The sequence below is a fragment of the Inquilinus limosus MP06 genome (assembly GCF_000767795.1).
Classification (GTDB): Bacteria; Pseudomonadota; Alphaproteobacteria; order DSM-16000; family Inquilinaceae; genus Inquilinus; species Inquilinus limosus_E.
In genome coordinates this window covers 1-1772 of the sequence record NZ_JANX01000875.1, presented here as the reverse complement: position 1 = coordinate 1772, position 1772 = coordinate 1, and the positions used below count along the sequence as shown (strand labels likewise).

The 1772-nt window shown below is 71.0% G+C and carries 1 protein-coding gene and 1 tRNA gene; one reads left to right on the top strand and one right to left on the bottom strand.

Annotated features, from left to right (window positions below):
• The first annotated feature begins 204 nt into the window (after nucleotides 1-204).
• Nucleotides 205-279: transfer RNA gene (locus tag P409_RS33480), tRNA-Met, on the top strand.
• A 376-nt stretch (nucleotides 280-655) separates the two neighbouring features.
• Here the strand turns inward: P409_RS33480 and P409_RS33475 are convergent.
• Nucleotides 656-1660 (bottom strand): ABC transporter ATP-binding protein, encoded by a 1005-nt coding sequence (locus P409_RS33475; RefSeq protein WP_034848860.1) that lies wholly within the window; start codon nucleotides 1658-1660, stop codon nucleotides 656-658.
• Nucleotides 1661-1772: the final 112 nt, after the last annotated feature.

The following is a 1772-nucleotide window of genomic DNA, read 5'->3' as shown; positions in this document are numbered from 1 at the left end:
CCGCGTCCTGGGCAAAGGACGGCACGGCGACGGCGGCGCTCAGCACGAAGGCGGCGGCCAGCCGGCGGACGGAGAGGGGCATCGCGATCATGTCTCTAGGTACCGGAAGCGCCGCCGCCGCGGCAAGCGATGCGGCGACGGTGCGACACTGTCCCGGGCGGCTTGACACGGGCGGTGGCGGGCGCGTATACGCTCGGCCCCGATGGCTGGGTAGCTCAGTGGTAGAGCAGGGGAATCATAATCCCTTGGTCGGGGGTTCAAATCCCTCCCCAGCTACCATCGAATTTCCTGAACGTTCCCGCGGTTTTCCGCGCCGGGACAAGGGCTTGGAAGGTGGAGAAATCGGCTCGGTTCTCCGCCTTTTTCGTTCGCGTCCGTTCCTTTCCCCACTTGCGGGATTTCCACGCGCATAGGTTTGATTTCGCCCGGCGCATGACGTCGCCGCTGAGGGCGCGGCAGACGGAGAGGCTGGCCGGCGGAACGGGGTCCTCAGCCTAAAGCGCAGCCGCGACCCCCTGGGCAAAGGCGACCGGGCTGTCGCCGGAGGCACGGACGGCCAGCCGGGCCGCGTGGTCGAGCGTCGCGCCGGGCGACGTTGAGCGGAAGCCCAGGTCGCCTCGATCGCTTTCCGGCGTGCGGTCAGTGCATCGCCATCTCAGCCCCGGATCGGGTTGGCCTTGGCGAAATGGCAGGCGGCGAGATGCCCATCACCGACCGGCGCCAGGGCCGGCCGTTCGCGGGCGCAGATCTCCTGCGCCAGCGGGCAGCGGGTGCGGAAGCTGCAGCCGGACGGGACGTTGGACGGGCTGGGCACGTCGCCCTGCAGGATGATCCGCTTCTGCGCGCGGTCCGGGTCGGGCTCCGGCGCGGCGGACAGCAGCGCCTGGGTGTAGGGGTGGTGCGGCGCGCCGTAGACCGCCGCCTTCGGCCCGGTCTCGACGATCCGGCCGAGATACATCACCGCCACCCGGTCGGCGATGTGGCGCACCACCGCCAGGTCATGGGCGATGAACAGGTAGGACAGGCGCTTCTGCTCCTGCAAATCCTGCAGCAGGTTGACGATCTGGGCCTGGATCGAGACGTCGAGGGCCGAGACCGGCTCGTCCGCCACGATGAAGGCCGGGTCGACCGAGATCGCCCGGGCGATGCCGATGCGCTGGCGCTGGCCGCCGGAGAACTGGCGCGGATAGCGGTCCATGGTGGCGGGCGGCAGCCCGACCTGACGCAGCAGCTCCGCCACCTTGTCGCGCCGCTCCTTGCGCGAGCGGACCAGGCCGAACACCTCCAGCGGCTCGGCGACGATGTCGGCGATGCTGCGCCGCGGGCTGAGCGAGCCGTACGGGTCCTGGAAGATCATCTGCACCTGCCGGCGCATCGCCCGCATCTGCCCGTGCGACAGCCCTGTCAGCTCGGTGCCGTCGACGAAGACCTGGCCGGCGCTGGGCTCGATCAGCCGCAGCAGCAGCCGGCCGAGCGTGGACTTGCCGCAGCCGGATTCGCCGACCAGCGCCAGCGTCTCGCCGCGGCGGATCTCCAGCGACACCTCGTCGACCGCGCGCACCGCCGGGCGTGCTGGCCCGAAGCTGAGGCCGCCGCCATCCTGGAAGGTCTTGGTCAGGCCCTCGGCCCTGACCAAGGTGTCTGTCGCAGCACCGCTCATCGCATGGCCCTCGCGCCGGGCGCCGGCTCGGCGGCGCCGGCGGATGCCGCCTCGGCCGTGACCCAGCAGGCGGCGCGATGCTGCGGCCCGAAGCTGAACATCGGCGGCCGCT

Excerpts from the sequence above, each read along its gene's own strand:
- P409_RS33475 (WP_034848860.1), bottom strand. The coding sequence starts at position 1,660 with ATGAGCGGTGCTGCGACAGACACCTTGGTCAGGGCCGAGGGCCTGACC.